Here is an 18,791-nt window from a genome sequence, read left to right on the forward strand (position 1 = left end):
AAAGCAGACAGGATGTTACTATGACTCAAAATATCAGGCCGTTACCCCAATTCAAATATCATCCCAAGCCACTGGAAACAGGCGCATTTGAACAGGATAAAACCGTAGAGTGCGATTGCTGTGAACAACAGACGTCAGTTTATTACTCGGGTCCCTTTTATTGCGTTGATGAAGTTGAACATCTCTGTCCGTGGTGTATTGCGGACGGTTCTGCTGCTGAAAAGTTTGCAGGTAGTTTTCAGGATGATGCCAGCATAGAAGGTGTTGAATTTGAGTATGATGAAGAGGACGAATTTGCCGGTATTAAGAACACATATCCTGATGAAATGCTGAAAGAGTTGGTTGAACGCACGCCAGGTTATCATGGATGGCAACAGGAATTCTGGCTTGCGCATTGTGGCGATTTCTGTGCTTTTATCGGCTATGTGGGCTGGAATGATATAAAAGATCGCCTCGATGAATTTGCCAACCTTGAAGAAGATTGTGAGAATTTCGGTATTAGAAATTCTGATCTAGCTAAATGCCTGCAAAAGCGTGGTGATTGTCAGGGTTATCTCTTCCGCTGTCTCCACTGCGGCAAGCTGAGACTGTGGGGTGATTTTTCGTAGTTATTTAAATAATGAGAACAGGCCGGAGCGTAATTCATACATCCGGCCTTATTTCTTCAGCTTAACCGAGCGCTAATTCTGCGGCAGCGGCTTTATCAGCGATTACCATCAGCGAAGGATGCAGCTGCAACACGGAAGCTGGAACATCTTCGGTAACCGGACCTTGCAGCACATTTTTCAGTGCCTGCGCTTTACTTGCGCCACTGACAATTATCAGCAAGTTTTTCGCCGCCATGATGCTTTTCGGCCCCATCGTCACGTAGCTGTCAGGCACTAACGAAAAGTCGCCGCCCAACTCACCATGTGCCACAATATCAACCATCTCTCCCTGGATCGAGAACTCCACGGTTTGCTCATGGAAATGGGTCGTATTCGGCAAATTGCCACAAAAATGACCATCTGCACCTAATCCCAGCACCACCAAATCCAGGCCGCCTTCACGCGCCAGTTTCTGATCATGCTCGCGGTAGTTATCAATAGTGAGCTTCTGGATATTCTCTTCTTTGATCCCCGCAGGGGTGAAAAACAGATTACGCAGATTGGTAATCGTTACGCCTTCTCCCTCTTTGCCACGAAAGGGAATTTCATCGAAATTATAGAAATAGCAGTTATCGTACCAGGGCTTACCTTTAACCAGGGTGGTGAGGTATTCATACATGCCTTTGGGCGTGCTACCGGCGGTAATTGCCAGGTTAACACGACGCGTCTTCGACATATAACCAAGCAGATGGTGTGCCGCGACACGGCTCATTTCCTGGTAATCTTCGGTAATGATTAATTTCATCTTAATGCCTTATTTTATTTAAATAATTTCTGTACGAAGGCTGCATAGGCAGGCCGCCAGACATCCATTTCATGGTTCAGGCCGGGATATTCCTGGTAATCAAACTTAATTTTTTTCTGCTCAAGCTCAGTTTTCAGCCCGGCGATATCCTTGCCGGTTACGACATCTTTATCACCAACGACCACAGTAAAATTACGTAGTTGCTGGTTAATAGCTGCCGGATCGTTCAGCCGGGCCGCGACACATTCATCCGGTACGGTTGTCGTGGTAACACCACTGAATGTGGCCAGCCAGCCAAAGCTTTCCAGATGATTCATTCCGGAAACCAGCGCCTGGTACCCGCCTTGTGAAAGCCCTGCCAGCGCGCGACCATCGGCATCTTTACGGACATTAAAACGCTTGCTAATCAGCGGGATAATATCGTTCATCAGTTCGCGATCTGCCGCTTTAGCATTCAGCGGATAAAAGACTTTACGTCTTTCCTGAGGAACGAAATCTTCGGGAATAATGCCCTTCGCATCGGTTTCGGTATCCGGGATCACCACCAGCATCGGTTTAATTTTCCCTTCAGCCAGCAGGTTATCCATGATTTGCGGGATACGCCCCTGATCGATAGCGGAACGTCCGGTATCACCAAAACCGTGATAGAAATAGAGCACTGGCAAAGGCTCGCCCATGCCGGTGTATCCTGGCGGGGTCCAGACATACATCTGACGTTCAGATTGCAATGCGTTGGAGTGGTAAGTTATGGCGATCAAATCACCATGCGCAACAGAACGCGTATCCAGATAACTGCCTGGCACCAGAATCATACTGGAGTTAACCTGGCGCTGAGGCTTAGTCATTGCGGTGCCTGTATCAATGCTGCGTACACCATCAACATTGAAAAAATACTCGTACAGGTTGCCTTTCAGGATAGGTGTGCGCCACGACCAGACTCCTGCTTCGTCTTTGGTCATCGGGTGAATATTGTCCGGAACCGGAACACCCACCACTACAGAGACATTTTTTGCCCCAGGGGCAAAGTAGCGAAAGGTCACGCTGTTATCGGCATTGACCTGAGTCACATACTGTTTCACCGGGATAGTGGGTGCCGGGCTGGCTGGCATATCCGCTGCTATGGCCCACTGAGCAGAAATACCGCTGGCAATAGCCAGCGTTAAAGCAGCAATTTTTATATTCATCGTAATATTCCTTTCATTAAGTTCCATTACCACCAGATTTCAGCCTGGGCACCGACAGCAAACTGGTCGTCTTTATTGTCTTCGAAGGTGAAGCCATCCAGTTCGTTTTCCAGGGCTTTGATATACGTGGCGTAGAAACGAATTTCCGGACGCGAGGTCAACATACTGGTATTGACTTTAAAGGTATGGAAGAGCGTGGTTTTATAACCAGACTCATTAAATTTATTACTATTCGCATCTTTGTTTTGCTGGGTGAAATAGCCCAGTTCAACACCTGTCTGGTTATATTGGTCCCAAATATAGGCCGGGCGAACAACCGCACGAATAGATTCGAAATCAGAGTGTGCGCCTGTTTCGTAGCTATAAATATCGTTACCGAAGGAGTAAACAATCGCGTTAGCCACAATAAAATGATCGCCGATATAGGCTTCGCCCTGCGAGGTCAGACGAACTGCTGTTCCGCCGGTGTGATCACCATAATAACGACCATTAAAGGTGGTAAATGGACTTGCGCCAGCATAACGGCCAAAGTTACTGGCGATAGAGTTATTCGCAACCAGGAAGGAGAATTCGTTGAAGCCACCTTTATCAAATTTCTGCGTTAAAGATGTGCCGAACATCCAGGTATCTTTCCAGTCATAATACCCGTTATTATCCTGATTATCTTTTTCCGATGCGCTTTCGTTTGCCGTGACATAACGACCACTCACCATTAAGGTCGCTTTATCCCATAACGGGATATCTTTATAGCGTAAATCAATAGTATTGGTATTAATCTGCTGTTTGTTTTGCAGGCTGCGATCGTAATCATCGACATCTTCGCGAACCAGCGCGATATCAATTTTACCCGGACCGACTTTCCAGTTTTCCAGACCTACACCCGCTGCGGCATCAGTACGCTGCGTTTTCCAGTCCAGCATCTGGATTTCAATTTTCGGCGCACCGTGTTTACCCACCCAGAAATCAGCCTCTGGCGCAAAGGGCAGGAAACCTTTGGTGGTAACGTACATATCGGAGAACTGCATAAAGTTCTCGCCACCGGCGTTATCGCCAAACCAGCCGGTTGAGTACTGCTGACCAACGTTACCATCCATCATCACAACGGCATCAACCCGTTTGCCGTTTTCGTTGTAGACACGTTGTTTTAACTGCAAATCAAACCAGCCGGAGTATTCGTTACCAAAGCGGCCCAGAGAACCAATCGCCCATGATTTAGGTGAACCATGAGAGGCGGTCCCCCAACCAGAACGGTAATAGCCGTTGTAACTAAAGCCAATTTCATCTTTCACAAACTTACTGAAATCTTTCAGAGTCATGGAAGAATAAATCGAGCCTGTCTCACTGGCATTTTTCTCTTCATTTTTGACCAGTACAGCATCAGGTTTTGCGGCACTACTGGTCGGGAACGGATTGGCGGCATACCCTTGATCATTCGTACTTACGCTACGATTCACCGTCGCTGGCGTATATTTTTTCTTCTCTTCATCTTTATACTTTTTGAGTTCGCTTTGCGTTTCTCTTAACGCTTTTTCTAATAACTCAAGGCGTTGTTCCACCGTTAATGATTCAGCCAATGATTGTGCAGAAAAGGCTAACGGTGCCATTAATAAGATGGCAGAGGTAATAAGATTTCGTCTAAACATAATATCCCTTTATGGTGCAAAGAAAGAATTAACGTATCGCATCCAGACTGTTCTGAATGCGACGATAATTAAGGTGCTTTATTGGTTATTTTTTTAATGACAGCCCCCGCGTTTTGATCACTTCTGCATACCATCCGAAGCTTTTCTTACGCGTTCTTGTGAGGCTTCCTTCGCCATTATCATCACGATCCACATAAATAAAGCCGTAGCGCTTAGACATTTGTGAATGAGATGCACTGACTAAATCAATTGGCCCCCAACTGGTGTACCCCATAATATCCACACCATCGGCAATCGCTTCATTTACCTGTACCAGGTGATCGTTTAAATAGGCAATTCGATAATCGTCCTGTATCGAACCATCCGCTTCAACGCTGTCTTTTGCGCCTAATCCGTTCTCGACAATAAATAACGGTTTTTGATAACGATCCCAAAGCGTATTTAACAGAACCCGTAATCCAACCGGATCAATTTGCCACCCCCACTCTGAACTTTTCAGATGCGGATTGGGGATCATATTCAGTATGTTGCCCTGCGCATTTTTATTAATGCTTTCGTCGTGGGAAACACAACCAGTCATGTAATAACTAAAAGAGATGAAATCTACGGTATGTTTTAAATCTTCTGCGTCACTTTCAGTCATCTCAATGGTGATATTGTGGTCGCGGAAGAAACGCTGCATATAGCCGGGATACTGACCACGCGCCTGAACATCACCAAAGAACATCCAGCGCCGGTTCTCTTCCATGGCCTGCAACATATCCTGTGGCTGGCAGGTGAGGGGGTAAACCAGCCCGCCGAGAAGCATATTGCCGATTTTCGCTTCGGGGATCAGGCTATGACAGGCTTTAACTGCCCGCGCACTGGCAACCAGTTGATGATGGATCGCCTGATAAACTTCCGCCTCGCCACTCTCTTCTGCCAGCCCCACGCCCGTGAATGGCGCGTGTAACGACATATTGATTTCATTAAACGTCAGCCATAACGCTACTTTATGTTGGTAGCGGGTAAAGACCGTGCGGGCGTAATGCTCGAAGTGATCGATGACCGCCCGATTAGCCCAACCGCCGTAGTTTTTCACCAGCCCATATGGCATTTCGTAATGGGATAACGTTACCAGCGGCTTGATCCCCGCCTGCGCCATTTCATCAAACAGCCGATCGTAAAACGCTAACCCCGCTTCATTCGGTTCGGCTTCGTCGCCCTGAGGGAAAATTCGCGCCCAGGCAATGGAAATACGCAGACAGGTGAAGCCCATCTCGGCAAATAACGCGATATCTTCCGGGTAACGGTGATAAAAATCGATGGCGACATCTTTGATATTCTCTTTCCCCAGGATGCGCGGTTCCATTTTTCCCATTACGCCATGAGGCTGTAAATCTGAGGTCGTGATCCCTTTGCCATCTTCCTGCCAGGCACCTTCCACCTGATTGGCAGCTGTTGCGCCACCCCAAAGAAATGTTTCTGGAAATGCTTTCATAATTAACTCCTTTTATCGTTAGCGAATGATGGATAACAGCGGTTCACCTGCGCTTATCTGCGCCGTGCCGTGGGGTAATACGTCCGTAAAATCATCGCTATTACTGATTAATACCGGCGTCGTCAGATCAAATCCGGCCTCGCGAATAGCAGGGATATCAAAAGAAATCAGCCGATCGCCTGTTTTGACCTTGTCACCCACGTTGACGTGAGCGGAAAAGAATTTGCCGTCCAGTTTTACGGTGTCGATACCGACATGAATCAGGATCTCCACACCATCATCTGACTCAATGCCGATGGCGTGTAATGTGGCGAACAACGAAGCAATTCGACCCGCCACCGGAGAGTGCACTTCACCAACTGAGGGCAGAATGGCAACACCTTTACCCAACAGGCCGCTGGCAAACGTGGTATCAGCGACGTGAATGAGCGGCACAATCTCTCCCGTCATCGGTGAACAGATACCGCCCTGCTCAGGTGGTGTAATAACCTCTGGTGTTTTCTCTTGCGGGGCACCCTGCGCTGGCTGACGTTTAGCGGTGATGAAATGAAGCATCACCGTACCGACAAATGCGCAACCGATGGCAATGACACCGCCAATAACGCTGGCCCAGACGGTGAAATCAATTCCCGTTGACGGGATGGTTTGCATGAAGGTGAAAATACTTGGCAAACCAAAGGAGTACACTTTCGTTTGCGCGTAGCCAATGATGGTGGCCCCCAAAGCCCCACTGATACAGGCGATAACAAAGGGGTACTTACGCGGCAGATTAACGCCATATACCGCTGGTTCGGTGATACCAAACAGGCCCGTCAACGCCGCTGATCCCGCCACCACTTTTTTCTGCGCATCGCGTTCGCAGAGGAAGACGCCGAGCGCCGCCCCGACCTGCGCCATAATGGCGGGCATTAACAGCGGGATCATGGTGTCGTAGCCCAGCACGGTGAAGTTATTGATACACAGCGGCACCAGGCCCCAGTGCAGTCCGAACATGACGAAGATTTGCCAGAAGCCGCCCATTACCGCGCCCGCAAATGCAGGAACCGCCTGATAAAGCCAGAGATAACCGGCGGCAATCAGTTCGCTTATCCAGGTTGATAGCGGCCCCACCAGCAGAAAGGTGACGGGTGTGATAACCATCAGACATAGCAATGGTGTGAAGAAATTTTTGATTGCCGACGGTAACCACGCATTAAGTCGGCGTTCCAGAATGCTGCACAACCAGGCAGAAAAAATAATGGGAATAACCGATGACGAGTAATTCAACAATGTGACCGGAATACCCAGGAAATCCAGCCCCAGCTCATCCGCTTTTTGCCCGTTCTCGAAAGCAGTCAGAATTAATGGATGCACTAACGCTCCACCAATCACCATGGCAGTAAATGGATTACCGCCGAAGCGTTTCCCCGCGGTGTATCCCAGGATTATCGGGAAGAACCAAAACAAGGCATCACTGGCGCTGAATAAAATTAAATAAGTACCACTTTGTTCGGTCGTCCACTGAAAAGTGAGCGCCAGAGCCAGCATACCTTTCAGGATCCCGGTTGCCGCCATCAAACCGATCAGAGGCGTAAAAATACCTGAAATAACATAAACAAAGCGGTTTAGCAGATTACCTTTCTCATCATTTTCCGGTGCCTGTTGCGCTTTTTCGCCAAGGCCTGCCACGCTGTTGACCGCCAGGAAGACATCGGCCACATGGTTACCTATGACCACCTGAAACTGGCCACCGCTTTCCACCACCATAATAATACCGGGGGTGTTTTTCAGTACCTCAGCTTGCGCTTTGCTTTCATCCTTTAACTTAAAACGTAATCGCGTTGCGCAATGCATCAGACTCACAATGTTATCTGCGCCCCCGACTCCTGCGACTATTTTTCTGGCTAACTCCGTCATAACTTGCCCTCTACCGCTTTGCGGCAAAACTCCAAAAAAAAACCTGAAAAAAACGGCCTGACGTGAATCAAGCAATTTTTTTCAGGTTTTGCCCGCTTAGTGCGGTAACAATCCTTTACTCAGTAATAATATTTCAGTGTTCTTTGCGCACGCGCTCTATATTTATGGCTAAAAACATAATCTCTGCGGGTGAAATTTTACGTTGATACTGCAAACCAATAAAAATGGCGATCCGTTCCGCACATTGCCATGCTTGCGGGTAATTTTGTTTTACTGCTTGTTGTAATGATTCATCACTATCGTTAATTGAAGCATGTTCAAGAATACGCCAGGATAAAAACTTCAGATGTGTAACCAGTCGCTGATAACTCAAGCTTTCTTCCTGGTAATTAAGGCTGAACTGAAATTTTATTAATTGCAGCATTTCGCGCATTAACTGCGTGACACCTGCAACATCCTCCATATTTCCGCTCATTTGGGCACTGACCAGATGCATGGCAATAAAGCCCACTTCATCTTTCGGTAACTGCACGCCCAACCGTTTATCAATAATGGTTAACGCTTCTTCCCCTAGCTGGAACTCTTTCGGGTAAAGCCGCTGGATATCCCACAGCAACGGGTTGGGCAGCAACACGTTTTGCTGAAAGCGTTTAATCGCAAACTGGCAATGGTCAGTTAGCGAGATATAAATACTGTCCTGTAATTTTCCCAAGCGCTCCTGCGCTAAAGAGATAATACGATCACAGGTTGCCATCACCTCAAGAGGAATATGACTTAAGAGTTCGCTTAATCGCCCGTTCAGTTCATGACTGCTCAAGGCATACTCTTTTTCTATTCCACTTGAGTTAATTCTTTCGCCAGCGCGTTTTTGAAAGCCAATTCCTCGCCCCATGACGACTTTTTCCCGCTGTTGATCATCAATAACCACCACAACATTATTGTTGAGAATTTTGGTGATTTGCATGTTCATAGCAAGGACCTTTTTTATAAACAAAAAAACCCGACTTCACCAGTATTCTCTGGTTATGTCAGGTTTTGCCTGCGAATGCAGTAACAATCCAGTCATTTATTAATGGTTTTTATAACGAACATCCAGGTTCGGAAATTAATTTAATTGCGTGCAGAGAAAATAGCAATGCGCTACTGATAAAAATATGACCATGCTCGCAGTTATTAACTTTGTGTAATTTTAGGAATTTATAAAGTTATATATAACAAATCCCAATAATTAAGTTATTGGGATTTGTCTGGTGAATTATTTGTCGCTATCTTTTCCCGCCAGCAGTTTATCCAGCTCATCACCGCCTACATGACGGAAATCCTGCCCCTTCACGTAGTAGAAGATAAACTCACAAATATTCTGGCAGCGGTCGCCAATACGTTCGATAGAACGCGCGCAGAACAGCGCAGTAAGTACGCTCGGAATGGTACGCGAATCTTCCATCATGTAGGTCATCAGTTGACGAACAATACCTTCGTATTCCTGATCGACTTTTTTATCTTCACGATAAATACGTACCGCTTCGTCAATGTCCATCCGCGCGAACGCGTCCAGCACGTCGTGCAGCATCTGGATGGTATGACGGCCCAGCGACTCCAGACTTACCAGCAACGGCTGATGCTGCTGGGAGAATTTCTCCAGCGCAGTACGGCAGATTTTGTCCGCCACGTCGCCAATACGCTCCAGCTCGGCAATGGTTTTACTGATCACCATAACCAGTCGCAGGTCGCTCGCCGTCGGCTGACGTTTGGCGATAATGCGCACGCAGGCTTCATCGATCGCCACTTCCATCATGTTGACGTTCTTGTCGCCTTCGATCACGCGCTTCGCCAGATCGCTGTCCTGGTTATGCATCGCGGTGATTGCATCAGAAAGCTGCTGCTCCACCATGCCGCCCATGGTCATCACCTGCGTGCGGATACTTTCCAGTTCGGCGTTGAACTGGCCGGAAATATGTTTATTAAGATTGAGACTGTCCATAACGCACTCCTGAATCAACCGTAACGACCGGTGATGTAGTCTTCTGTTTGTTTCTTCGCTGGCTTGGTGAACAGATCGTCCGTGTTGCTGAACTCAATCAATTCGCCCAGGTACATAAACGCCGTGTGGTCGGAACAACGCGCAGCCTGCTGCATGTTGTGGGTGACGATCACCACGGTGTAATCCTGCTTCAGTTCGGTGATCAGCTCTTCAATACGCCCGGTAGAGATAGGGTCGAGCGCCGAACACGGTTCGTCGAGCAGCAGCACTTCCGGGCGAATGGCGATACCACGCGCAATACACAGACGCTGTTGCTGACCACCAGAGAGAGAGTAACCGCTCTGGTGCAATTTATCTTTGGTTTCGTTCCACAATGCGGCTTTGGTCAATGCCCACTGCACGCGCTCGTCCATGTCGGCACGGGAGAGCTTCTCAAACAGACGAACGCCAAAAGCGATGTTGTCGTAGATGGACATCGGAAACGGCGTCGGTTTCTGGAACACCATGCCCACTTTCGCACGCAGCAGGGCGATATCCTGAGAGTTGGTCAGGATGTTGTCGCCATCAAGCAGAATTTCACCTTCCGCACGCTGCTCCGGGTACAGTTCAAACATTTTGTTGAAGGTACGCAGCAGCGTCGATTTACCGCAGCCGGACGGCCCGATAAACGCCGTTACCTGGTTTTTAGCGATATCCAGGTTGATGTTTTTCAGGGCATGGAATTTGCCGTAGTAGAAGTTCAAATTACGAACCTGAATTTTACTCGGGGCAGTTTCAACCATACTCATTGCAATCTTTTCCTCATCGTGCCTGATGCACTTCGCTAATCAGGCTTACCGTAGGCCGGATCAGGCGTTCACGCCGCATCCGGCAAAGTGTTAACCGTGTTTATTCTTCGCAAAAACAACGCGCGCCAGAATGTTCAGCAGCAGTACGCACAGGGTAATGATCAATACCCCGGCCCAGGCCAGTTGCTGCCATTCCGCAAACGGACTCATCGCAAACTTAAAGATCGTCACCGGCAGGTTGGCGATCGGCTGCATCATGTCCGTGCTCCAGAACTGGTTGGAGAGCGCGGTAAACAGCAGCGGCGCGGTTTCACCGGCAATACGGGCAATCGCCAGCAAGATACCGGTCATGATCCCGGACACCGACGCTTTCAGCGTAATCGCGGAGATCATCTTCCACTTCGGTGTACCCAGCGCATAAGCCGCTTCACGCAGGCTGTCCGGCACCAGTTTCAGCATGTTCTCGGTGGTGCGGATAACAATCGGCACCTGCAACAGCGCCAGCGCAATTACGCCCGCCCAGCCGGAGAAGTGCTCCATCTGTGCCACCACGATGGTGTAGACAAACAGACCAACCACAATCGACGGCGCGGAGAGCAGAATGTCGTTAATGAAGCGAATCACTTCTGCCAGCCAGGATTTACGACCATATTCCGCCAGATAAATCCCCGCCATAATGCCCAGCGGCGTACCGAATACCGTGGCCCACAAAATTAACAGCCCGCTACCCGCCAGGGCGTTCGCCAGACCACCACCTTCCGTATTGGGCGGCGGCGTCATTTCAGTGAACAGCGCCAGCGACATACCGTCGATACCGCGAGTGATGGTGGACATTAAAATCCAGATCAGCCAGAACAGGCCGAAGGCCATCGTCGCCATCGAGAGCGTCAGCGCAATACGGTTTTTGAGGCGGCGACGCGCCTGCATTTTGCGGCGAGATTCAGCCAGCGCCGCAGTGGTTTGCATTTCAACCATAGCCATTAGCGTGCCCCCTCATTCTTAGCCAGGCGCATAATCATAAACTTCGATGCGGCGAGGACGATGAAGGTAATCACAAACAGGATCAGGCCCAGTTCCATCAGTGCGGCAACGTGCAGACCGGATTCCGCTTCCGCAAATTCGTTCGCCAGCGCAGAGGTGATACTGTTGCCCGGCATATACAGCGAGGCGCTGTCGAGCTGGTAGGTGTTACCGATGATAAAGGTCACCGCCATGGTTTCACCGAGCGCGCGGCCCAGCCCCAGCATGATGCCGCCGATAACACCATTTTTGGTGAACGGAAGAACGATACGCCAGATAACTTCCCAGGTGGTGCAGCCAATACCGTAGGCCGACTCTTTCATCATCACCGGGGTTTGTTCGAACACATCACGCATTACCGCCGCAATGTACGGAATAATCATGATGGCGAGGATCACGCCTGCCGCGAGGATACCGATACCAAATGCGGGGCCAGAGAACAGCGCGCCAACAATCGGGATATTCGACATGATATTGCCGACCGGCTCCTGAAAGTAAACGGCGAACAGCGGCGCAAAGATAAACAGGCCCCACATGCCGTAAACGATACTTGGAATGGCTGCCAGCAGCTCAATGGCGATACCCAGCGGGCGTTTCAGCCAGCCAGGCGCAAGCTCAGTCAGGAACAGGGCGATACCGAAACTCACCGGGACGGCGATCAGCAGCGCGATAAACGAAGTCACCAACGTACCGTAGATCGGCACCAGCGCCCCGTAGATATCGTTCGGTGCATCCCACTCTTTGGTCCATAGGAAAGCCAGACCAAATTTCTGAATGCTCGGCCAGGAGGAGATGATCAGAGAGACAATAATGCCACCCAACATCAATAGCACAATCAGCGCCGCCAGTTTTACCAGCACGCTGAAAATTATGTCGCCCTTTTTACCCGGTGGGTTAAAAGCAGGCTTGGTTGCAGCCATAAGTTACTCTTCAGTTAAACGCGTTTACAAAGTCATTTTGTAATGCCGGATGCGGCGTAAAACACCGTACCCGGCCTGGAGTTTTATTAGTACAGCGGCTTACCGCTACTGTCTTTAATATTGGTCTTCCACGCAGCGCGAACCTGTTCAACTACACTATCCGGCAGGCTGGCGTAATCCAGGTCGTTCGCCTGTTTAGCCCCGGTTTTGTACGCCCAGTCGAAGAATTTCAGCACTTCTGTGCCTTGTTCTGGTTTCTTCTGATCTTTGTGGATCAGAATGAACGTGGTAGAGGTAATAGGCCATGCATCTTCGCCTTTCTGGTTGGTCAGATCCTGAGCGAAGGTTTTGCTCCAGTCTGCACCTTTTGCTGCATTAGCGAAGTTTTCTTCGGTCGGACTAACCGGTTTACCATCAGCGGAGATCAGTTTGGTGTACGCCAGGTTGTTCTGCTTCGCGTAAGCATATTCAACATAACCAATTGCACCCGGCAGACGCTGAACGAACGCGGCGATACCGTCGTTACCTTTACCGCCCAGACCGATCGGCCATTTTACGGTAGAGCCAGTACCAACGTTGTTTTTCCACTCTTCGTTCACTTTCGCCAGGTAGCTGGTGAAGACGAAGGAAGTCCCGGAGCCATCTGCGCGGCGTACTACAGCAATGTTTTGTGAAGGCAGTTTCAGACCCGGATTCAGTTTGGCGATGGCTTCATCATCCCACTTCTTGATTTTGCCCAGGTAGATGTCGCCGAGGGTTTTACCATCCAGCACCAGTTCGCCAGACTTCAGCCCTGGAATGTTAACCGCCAGCACCACGCCGCCAATCACGGTCGGGAACTGGAACAGACCTTCCTGAGCCAGTTTTTCGTCAGACAGCGGCGCGTCAGAGGCACCAAAATCAACGGTATTAGCGATAATCTGTTTTACGCCACCGGAAGAACCGATACCCTGGTAGTTAACTTTATTACCGGTTTCTTTCTGGTAAGTGTCAGCCCATTTGGCATACACCGGCGCAGGGAAGGTTGCACCTGCACCTGTCAGGCTTGCTTCTGCAAACACAGAGAAAGCGCTCATCGATAAGGTCGCGGCGACAACAGTTGCGACGGTGGTACGCATAACTTTCATAATGTCTCCTGGGAGGATTCATAAAGCATTGTTTGTTGGCTACGAGAAGCAAAATAGGACAAACAGGTGACAGTTATATGTAAGGAATATGACATTTTTATGACAGAAAGGAATTACCAAATAACTTACTGATTTTAAATGTGAAGATGAAAATCCCACATGTCATCTTTTTGTCATGATGCATTTAAAAGTGATAAAGAAATGGGTGAGATGACAACGATGTGATGAACAATCGTTGTCAGACCTATTAGCGCACAATCTCAACAGTTATCGTCGCTGTTGCAGTAAATTGCCCCGGGGATGGGCGAGCTCCAGTAAGGCTCGCAGGAGCAGCTGAAAAAGTTACACTACCTGATTTTTCACCATACACTGTTGATTTACCCATGTCTGTTGGCAACTCACCACCGTTCACTTTGATTTCCTTATTATTTTTGTCGTAAATTTTTATCCCCACGTTAGAGTTTGAAGTTACGACCATTGAATTGTCCGTATTGGGTTCGGTAGCATAAAAAGACGTACTGATATCATCGGTATTCAGTATCCCCAGGTTTTCACACTCAATAGTGACCGTTTTAGTAATTTTATGTGTTGTTACCGCACTTCCAACAACAGATGAAAAATCTGCAGCTGGTATTTCTTTAAAATCAAAATAAACTGGCTGTAAATTATTTATTTCGCAACTTTGCGGAGCTGTAATATCGCCCCGAATATAAACATCAGCCATCGGCTGTGAGTAATCCACCGGGGTGTCACGGCTAATTGTTCCATACAATGTCACTATCTTTGTTTCAGGAATAATCAATTTTCCTGCAAATGTCTTCTTGATATAAAAATATACTATCGCTTTAGCCCCACTAGATATACTTAAAGGTTCAATGCGGTTGCAATTGTACTTTGTATTACCAGACGGGTTGTTAGCATGATATTCAAAAGGTGCATTCACATACCCAACCCCAAGAATATCTATAGCAATCCCAACATCAAGGTTCGGATTAAGATCATAATAATTAATATTAGAGTGAACCCCAGCATAAGTTAATGCCTGGTTTATTTTTGACGTATAATAGATATAGGGGAATTCTCCTACGTTACCAGTATCACAATGACAGCGTCCAGGATATGAGGATCCATTAGTTACAGTGGTGTTAAATGTCGTTCCAACCTTATTTTCGTTCGCGGTAATAAGATATCCCGAGAAATCAAGCGTACTGTGAAATACGCCATTATCAGGGGTACAGATACCTTTAGGAGCTGCAAGTGCTACACTACTTAACGAGAGCATAAACACAGCAAAGCACCACTGTTTGATATACTTGTTCATAAAAATCCTTTTAATGACATGTCACACCCTGTTCAATTAATCCGCTCTCACTTTCTGGTGTCGAAAGTGAATAATTGAAGATGCATTTTGTTGAGGCGTTTTCTCCCCAGGATAACGTAACCTGTCCTTTTTCTGGTAGACCAGAAAGATAAAGTTCGCCACGGTCACCGACAATTCCTGAATCTGCCAAACTTGCATCTTGTATCGCAGCAATGGCTCCAAAAGGTACCGGTTTACCATTTGCATTTAACACTCTGAAGAGAACGCGATAACCCACATGAGTCACAAACTCCGCTTTAACCACTGCACCACGCGTGGGAACCATCGTAACGACGGTATTATCAAGTTCTATATTCGACTTCGAGAAATAGTTATCGCTGATTGCTACCCGATTTTCATCATAAGGGTTTAGCTGTGTCTTGACCGTATAGCCGCGCCAGTCCGTCGCAGCACCGCGCATATTATCTATTTCTAACCCGGCGGCCCCAGGTGCTTTAACAAGAGCAATAGTTTCACCTAACTCCTGACTTAACGTTACCCCTTCGCTGTGTGCCAGAATTCCCCCTCTGATACCATAATTCAGCCTCTGGGAATTTTGGCTGTAGTTATAGCTGCCGTTCACCGTGCCATAAGAGCCATCATAGGTCAGGGACATATTACCGCCAACCTCATCATCATGACTGTTATAGGACTGCATTAAATTCCATGAAAGGTTATTTCTTTCCAGCGCCGTACCGCTGAGTCCGAGTTGATGTGAGCTACCGGAATTATCGTTTTGCGAAACAGAATAGGTGGCGTAACTATTACCCCACCAGCCCGATAAAGGAACAGATAAAGAGAGCATGTAGATCTGCTCACTGGTGTTATCACTGGCATGGTTGTTCCCCGTCCCCTGTCTGGCAGTATTGGAATAACTCCAGGAGACGTTCCACGAGAGACGCTTCCAGCTACTGCTGTAGCCAAATTGCATTAATCGTTCGACATCATCGGTATGCCAGTATTGTTGCCGGCTTAATGTCAGGTATAAATTGCCATAATCTCTCCCCAACGACTGCGTTAGCGTTCCCTCCACGCGACTACGTCGGTTACCTGTTTCCCAAAAGTCTTCAGGGCTGTTGCGCCGCGATGCCCACTCATTGAGGGTATAGTAGCCCTCGGTGGAGTAACGATAGCCAACCAGGCGCAAGCTAGTGTCTGTGTCGTCAAATCGTTTTGAATAGAGAAAGCGATATGACTGACCCGTTTCTGTATCATCATGGCTAAAATTCGCACGAGCATGTGTCACATCGAAAGAAATTGCGCCCAAAGCGCCAAGATCTTTACCGACACCCAGAGCTGCAGAACCATAATTTTCAGCAGCCTGCATACCTCCATATAAAGTGATCCCGTGGGAAAAACCATGAAGTATTTGCGCCTGAAGGACGTCCGGTGTAAATCCGTCTTCATCGCGCAATTCACCCACGCTGACATCAACATCTGTCTGACCTTCACGTTTAAGAATCGCCAATGAAGCATAAGGTTGGGTGAATCGTTGTTCGCTACCGTCTTCTTCTTTGATGGTTACGTCCAAATCGCCACCTGTACTGGCGGTGTTGAGATCGGTGATCTCAAAAGCACCTTGTGGAACGGCAGACTGATAAATCACGTAGCCATTCTGCCGAATGATGACGGTGGCGTTGGACTTTGCAATCCCACGAACCACAGGAGCAAAGCCATTCTGGCTGGCGGGTAGCATATCGTTATCAGTATACAAACGCGCGCCGCGAATTTGCGTACTGTCGAAAATATCGCTCGCCGTCCACGTATCACCAATCATAATCTGGCTTCTTAACGCGGCAATATCGCGCTGTATCCAGGTACTAATGGAGTTGTATTCCGCACGGCCATCGCTGGTGTTTAAAGTACTGTAATTACGTAGCCGCCACGGTCCAATATTCAGTCCATTGCGCAGATTGAGATAACTGGTATCTGTCTCTTGTGAACCATAATCTGAACGTAGTGTATGTGAACCAGAAAAATCGTAGTTGATGGTGAGCGCGTTAATCCCCTCATCCCAACGCGTGGGGCTGATGTAATCATAAGCCATCGCGTCCATGTAGATTTGGGGAATGGATATATTCAGCTGCAATTTATCACTGTCAAACTGCCAGGATGAGCCTTCAATACGTGGAGCAGGATCGAGGCAAACCGTCTCATCCACATCATTGAACGATTTGAGCGCATCAACTTTTATGCCAAAGGAGGACAGTGTTTTTTTAATGGCAATAAAGCAAGCGTGCAGATCAGCATCTGGATTATCCTGAACAAATGTCACATCCTGACGTTCAAACATTTTACCGTTGATAAAAATATCAACGCTATAAACACCTGGGGGCATCAGGTTTGCCCGATTAAACTGGCGAATATCGACTCCGGATTGATGGTCGATTTCCAGAAGCGCCGGATTGAATACACTGACCTCGGCCATCAGGTTTTGCGAGAAAATCAGACACGTCCCTGCCGTGAGGCCAACCACTATTCTGGTCGTCATCATAATACGCCTATCCTTATCCCTTGCTTACAGCGTCATTTTTATCGGGTCACTGACTGCGCCGTAATCATTAATAAATCGCCAGGTCATTTGGCCTCCCGCAGAATTAGCAGGTAAAGGTAACGTGAGCGTTTCAAAAGGACGGATCATATTGAGGGGCACATCATGGCCATCAACGATGACATCCATCACACTGATATGAATTGGGTTGGGATTCTCTGCTATCAGATTTCGCCCTTCCCGGCGCCATTTCACTTTCGGCGCAGCATCTTCGGGAATAAGGCGGATATTTGCTGGTCGCCAGAACAGCTTGATACGCGTTTTTACTGCTATTTCCAGCGAGTTCGTCGCTTTGTTGCTCGCTGATGGCGGAATATTTTTAATATTCAGCCAGAAGACTGACTCGCGATCATCAGGCAATGACACACCTTTGGTGTGAATAATGCGTAATATTTTTTCTTGCGAAGGTTCTAATCGTGATACTGGCGGAATAACGGTAAACGGCGCTTTGCTTTTATCCTCTTTATTAAATGGATCTACCCAAGCCTGGATGAGATAAGGTATTTTTTCTTCTTTGCTAAATACAGAAATAGATTTATCAGCATTATTACTTAAGTAAACCACCCGCGTACCACCAATGACAACGCCTGCATAAGTTAATGCTGGTTGGCCTAAAAAAACGCTGAGTATAATCGCGGTAAATAACTTACATGAAACTGTTGTTTTAAAGAGCCTGATTAAACAACTTTTTCTGGACATAACGACTCCCTGGCCAAAGCCAACTGAATAAAAAGGCCCTTGATAAATTATTTCTTATATTCGACAGTAAATTGTGAATCCGCGTTCGCCGTACCAGCCGTTACGGTCGCATTGGTTGCCACATAGCGTGCAATAAACTTCATTTCAGCCTTGCCTTCAGCATCGATAGCGGTATAAGCAGAGTCGTTATAAAGTTTAACCTGCGAATTATCGGACTGGTTAAAAATACGAATACCAACGCCGGTTGCCGCAATCGCTTGTCCTGTACCGGTAAAATCACCAGGGTTGCCTGCTGTAAGCGGCGTACCCACTTTCAGGTCGCCGTCGCCGCCAGGCGCTTCTGTACCATCAAAACGAACGGCTGCTTGAGTGTACGTTGCCGGGCAATTTTCAAGTTTAATACTGAACTTCTGTGGCGACGCCAGACTACCTACACCTGAAAATGCATTTTTACTGACTTTACCCAGTGGGACAATTTGATCGGCTGTATCGGAGGTAACTTCACAAGTAGTGTCGACAATTTCACCGACGAAGTGAACAACACCATCTTCTGCCAGTGCATGCCCGGCCAGCATTAGAGATGCCAGAGTGAATGCACCGCCTATAATATTACGCTTCATAAAAACTCCATTGATATAATATATCCTTTACCATGAATCATCACTTATATTAATAAGTGTATTTTTGATTCAAAGGAATAGTACACCAAAGAGACGGCTTTATCTAAAAATAATATTAATTACGCAAAAA

At 47.7% G+C, this 18,791-nt stretch carries 16 protein-coding genes; 1 reads left to right on the forward strand and 15 read right to left on the reverse strand.

What is annotated here, in order from left to right; genetic code table 11:
- The first annotated feature begins 20 nt into the window (after positions 1-20).
- Complete coding sequence (gene cbrC / locus QZF50_RS03280) at positions 21-608, forward strand: PF03691 family colicin E2 tolerance protein CbrC (protein WP_000193071.1); 588 nt, start codon at positions 21-23, stop codon at positions 606-608.
- A gap of 61 nt (positions 609-669) precedes the next feature.
- Here the strand turns inward: cbrC and QZF50_RS03285 are convergent, their stop codons facing one another.
- The 15 genes from QZF50_RS03285 to lpfA-O113 all read right to left on the reverse strand — a co-directional run bounded on the left by QZF50_RS03285 (position 670) and on the right by lpfA-O113 (position 18,661).
- Positions 670-1,392, reverse strand: a complete 723-nt coding sequence (locus tag QZF50_RS03285; protein WP_061892609.1) for a glucosamine-6-phosphate deaminase — start codon at positions 1,390-1,392, stop codon at positions 670-672.
- A gap of 14 nt (positions 1,393-1,406) precedes the next feature.
- Entirely contained in the window at positions 1,407-2,576 is a 1,170-nt protein-coding gene (locus tag QZF50_RS03290; protein ID WP_001307476.1) for an esterase family protein, read from the reverse strand.
- A 26-nt stretch (positions 2,577-2,602) separates the two neighbouring features.
- Positions 2,603-4,219: a carbohydrate-specific porin BglH gene (bglH, locus tag QZF50_RS03295; RefSeq protein ID WP_000489871.1), complete on the reverse strand. Its 1,617-nt coding sequence runs from the start codon at positions 4,217-4,219 to the stop codon at positions 2,603-2,605.
- Between the two features lie 85 nt (positions 4,220-4,304).
- Positions 4,305-5,699, reverse strand: coding sequence for a 6-phospho-beta-glucosidase BglB (gene bglB, locus QZF50_RS03300; RefSeq protein ID WP_000643248.1), 1,395 nt, complete (start codon positions 5,697-5,699; stop codon positions 4,305-4,307).
- 18 nt (positions 5,700-5,717) lie between these two features.
- Positions 5,718-7,595: a PTS beta-glucoside transporter subunit IIABC gene (gene bglF / locus QZF50_RS03305; RefSeq protein ID WP_001493526.1), complete on the reverse strand. Its 1,878-nt coding sequence runs from the start codon at positions 7,593-7,595 to the stop codon at positions 5,718-5,720.
- A gap of 133 nt (positions 7,596-7,728) precedes the next feature.
- On the reverse strand, positions 7,729-8,565 hold the full coding sequence (gene bglG / locus QZF50_RS03310) for a transcriptional antiterminator BglG (protein WP_001295251.1): 837 nt from the start codon (positions 8,563-8,565) through the stop codon (positions 7,729-7,731).
- Positions 8,566-8,850: 285 nt separating this feature from the next.
- On the reverse strand, positions 8,851-9,576 hold the full coding sequence (phoU, locus tag QZF50_RS03315; protein ID WP_000377786.1) for a phosphate signaling complex protein PhoU: 726 nt from the start codon (positions 9,574-9,576) through the stop codon (positions 8,851-8,853).
- Between the two features lie 14 nt (positions 9,577-9,590).
- Positions 9,591-10,364: a phosphate ABC transporter ATP-binding protein PstB gene (pstB, locus tag QZF50_RS03320; RefSeq protein WP_000063125.1), complete on the reverse strand. Its 774-nt coding sequence runs from the start codon at positions 10,362-10,364 to the stop codon at positions 9,591-9,593.
- 90 nt (positions 10,365-10,454) lie between these two features.
- On the reverse strand, positions 10,455-11,345 hold the full coding sequence (gene pstA / locus QZF50_RS03325) for a phosphate ABC transporter permease PstA (RefSeq protein WP_001251991.1): 891 nt from the start codon (positions 11,343-11,345) through the stop codon (positions 10,455-10,457).
- Positions 11,345-12,304 carry a phosphate ABC transporter permease PstC gene (pstC, locus tag QZF50_RS03330; protein WP_000741620.1) on the reverse strand — a complete coding sequence of 320 codons (960 nt, stop codon included), beginning with the start codon at positions 12,302-12,304 and terminating at the stop codon, positions 11,345-11,347. Before pstC ends, pstA begins: the two co-directional genes overlap by 1 nt.
- 86 nt (positions 12,305-12,390) lie before the next feature.
- Positions 12,391-13,431: a phosphate ABC transporter substrate-binding protein PstS gene (gene pstS / locus QZF50_RS03335; RefSeq protein WP_000867146.1), complete on the reverse strand. Its 1,041-nt coding sequence runs from the start codon at positions 13,429-13,431 to the stop codon at positions 12,391-12,393.
- A 247-nt stretch (positions 13,432-13,678) separates the two neighbouring features.
- Positions 13,679-14,752: a long polar fimbrial minor subunit LpfD-O113 gene (lpfD-O113, locus tag QZF50_RS03340; protein ID WP_001046032.1), complete on the reverse strand. Its 1,074-nt coding sequence runs from the start codon at positions 14,750-14,752 to the stop codon at positions 13,679-13,681.
- A gap of 10 nt (positions 14,753-14,762) precedes the next feature.
- Complete coding sequence (gene lpfC-O113 / locus QZF50_RS03345; protein WP_000989215.1) at positions 14,763-17,285, reverse strand: long polar fimbrial usher protein LpfC-O113; 2,523 nt, start codon at positions 17,283-17,285, stop codon at positions 14,763-14,765.
- A gap of 24 nt (positions 17,286-17,309) precedes the next feature.
- Positions 17,310-18,041 (reverse strand): long polar fimbrial chaperone LpfB-O113, encoded by a 732-nt coding sequence (gene lpfB-O113, locus QZF50_RS03350; RefSeq protein WP_000088114.1) that lies wholly within the window; start codon positions 18,039-18,041, stop codon positions 17,310-17,312.
- 47 nt (positions 18,042-18,088) lie between these two features.
- Positions 18,089-18,661, reverse strand: a complete 573-nt coding sequence (gene lpfA-O113, locus QZF50_RS03355; RefSeq protein ID WP_000827806.1) for a long polar fimbria major subunit LpfA-O113 — start codon at positions 18,659-18,661, stop codon at positions 18,089-18,091.
- Between the last annotated feature and the right edge of the window lie 130 nt (positions 18,662-18,791).

It is taken from the genome of uncultured Escherichia sp. (assembly GCF_948475835.1).
Taxonomy (GTDB): Bacteria; Pseudomonadota; Gammaproteobacteria; order Enterobacterales; family Enterobacteriaceae; genus ECMA0423.

Bases quoted from the DNA above. Each gene is read 5' to 3' on its own strand.
- lpfA-O113 (WP_000827806.1), bottom strand. From the start codon at position 18,661: ATGAAGCGTAATATTATAGGCGGTGCATTCACTCTGGCATCTCTAATG.
- cbrC (WP_000193071.1), top strand. From the start codon at position 21: ATGACTCAAAATATCAGGCCGTTACCCCAATTCAAATATCATCCCAAG.
- lpfB-O113 (WP_000088114.1), bottom strand. From the start codon at position 18,041: ATGTCCAGAAAAAGTTGTTTAATCAGGCTCTTTAAAACAACAGTTTCA.
- bglF (WP_001493526.1), bottom strand. From the start codon at position 7,595: ATGACGGAGTTAGCCAGAAAAATAGTCGCAGGAGTCGGGGGCGCAGAT.
- bglB (WP_000643248.1), bottom strand. From the start codon at position 5,699: ATGAAAGCATTTCCAGAAACATTTCTTTGGGGTGGCGCAACAGCTGCC.
- pstB (WP_000063125.1), bottom strand. From the start codon at position 10,364: ATGAGTATGGTTGAAACTGCCCCGAGTAAAATTCAGGTTCGTAATTTG.
- bglG (WP_001295251.1), bottom strand. From the start codon at position 8,565: ATGAACATGCAAATCACCAAAATTCTCAACAATAATGTTGTGGTGGTT.
- pstC (WP_000741620.1), bottom strand. From the start codon at position 12,304: ATGGCTGCAACCAAGCCTGCTTTTAACCCACCGGGTAAAAAGGGCGAC.
- lpfC-O113 (WP_000989215.1), bottom strand. From the start codon at position 17,285: ATGATGACGACCAGAATAGTGGTTGGCCTCACGGCAGGGACGTGTCTG.
- pstS (WP_000867146.1), bottom strand. From the start codon at position 13,431: ATGAAAGTTATGCGTACCACCGTCGCAACTGTTGTCGCCGCGACCTTA.
- lpfD-O113 (WP_001046032.1), bottom strand. From the start codon at position 14,752: ATGAACAAGTATATCAAACAGTGGTGCTTTGCTGTGTTTATGCTCTCG.
- QZF50_RS03290 (WP_001307476.1), bottom strand. From the start codon at position 2,576: ATGAATATAAAAATTGCTGCTTTAACGCTGGCTATTGCCAGCGGTATT.
- QZF50_RS03285 (WP_061892609.1), bottom strand. From the start codon at position 1,392: ATGAAATTAATCATTACCGAAGATTACCAGGAAATGAGCCGTGTCGCG.
- pstA (WP_001251991.1), bottom strand. From the start codon at position 11,345: ATGGCTATGGTTGAAATGCAAACCACTGCGGCGCTGGCTGAATCTCGC.
- phoU (WP_000377786.1), bottom strand. From the start codon at position 9,576: ATGGACAGTCTCAATCTTAATAAACATATTTCCGGCCAGTTCAACGCC.
- bglH (WP_000489871.1), bottom strand. From the start codon at position 4,219: ATGTTTAGACGAAATCTTATTACCTCTGCCATCTTATTAATGGCACCG.